Here is a 1,273-nt window from a genome sequence, read left to right on the forward strand (position 1 = left end):
GAACTAGATCATCTCGAACATTGGGGTTTACGTGTGTTAATTTCATATCGTTGCACCTATTGCTTCTCTCCAATGTAGAAATGATCTCTTAGCTTATCTCCCGCTATTCCAGCGTTGAAATGTGGCAGTTGATCTCCAACCCCATCCTCACCGTAAGCGGCAGCCTTGTCCTGCCTTATGTGCACCGTCTCCCCATTGCTATTTTGGTAGACCTTGAGATCGACATTTCTATCGTCGAGGCCCAATTTAGAGCCTTTCTCCGTCCCTGGTTTCACGGTCTCTAACGCCTGAGCACTCCTTGAATTACGGTGACAGTGCACCAATTTTGTCCCGCCGGCCTCGCTTTCCTGGCTTCACAGCTCGTCCGGTTTGCGCTGCAATCCGACTAAGAAACGCCTCGCCGCCCACCGGGCCGGCCGATGCTCTCAGCCTTGTGGAGAGCGTCGAAGGCCGCGGCATCCGTCTCGATCAGATCGAACAGTCCGCTCGATGATGGCAGACGGTCCCTCATTGGCTGCAGATCGGTAACGCCATCGGGCTCACCTGTCAGATGCGCCCGAGCGCTTGACCAGGGCCAATCGGCCGCCTGTTTCGCCAGCCCTGCGCGCACCGAATTCAGTCCGACATAGCGCACCGCCGACAAAAGGTGATCCTCGTCCATCGCGACGGCGCCGAAACGGCCTTGCCAGAAATGTCCGGTTTTCTTTTGCCGCGCATGGATGGTGCCGGCATAGGCGCGGTGCACCTTGGCGCGCCCGTTGCCGCGTTGCGTGACGTGGTGCGGCAAATCGGGAAGGACAATGCGAGCGAGGCGGTCAATCTAAACGCGACGATAGCCGGCCGAACGGGGTAAAGAGTGCACTGTCACCGTAATTCCAATTCTATGAAAAAGGATCCTCAGTTTTCATAATTTTTTCAATAATAAACACCTCTCCCAACGGCGCGTCTTCCACCCATTTGGTGAAATTGTTGATCAGCCAACTTGTTGATATACTAAGCTTTCCGGACTCTTCCGGCAAATGGACGATAGGAGTTCCAGCATAATATCCCGTTATGACAACCAAGCCCATGCCTTGGCCTTCCAGTGCGCAGTCGTAGACCATAACATTTCGCCAATTCTCCCCTATATACTCAAATGGATATCTAATTATTGTTCCCTTGCTAACATGCAAGTTTCCAGATTGATAGTAGTGGTTGATAGTTTGCCTCATCATGTCGTCAGGTCATGGCCACCAGATTTGTCGACTGATCCAGGAAGCATATTGCCTTGGGA

General features: G+C 52.9%; 2 protein-coding genes. Both read right to left on the bottom strand.

Going from position 1 to position 1,273, the window contains the following annotated elements; genetic code table 11:
- Positions 1–385: 385 nt before the first annotated feature.
- On the bottom strand, positions 386–787 hold the full coding sequence (locus C1D09_RS26140; RefSeq protein ID WP_246135880.1) for a hypothetical protein: 402 nt from the start codon (positions 785–787) through the stop codon (positions 386–388).
- A gap of 94 nt (positions 788–881) precedes the next feature.
- Positions 882–1,214, bottom strand: coding sequence for an Imm45 family immunity protein (imm45, locus tag C1D09_RS26145; protein WP_143976960.1), 333 nt, complete (start codon positions 1,212–1,214; stop codon positions 882–884).
- Positions 1,215–1,273: the final 59 nt, after the last annotated feature.

Source organism: Mesorhizobium intechi (genome assembly GCF_002879535.1).
Taxonomy (GTDB): Bacteria; Pseudomonadota; Alphaproteobacteria; order Rhizobiales; family Rhizobiaceae; genus Mesorhizobium; species Mesorhizobium intechi.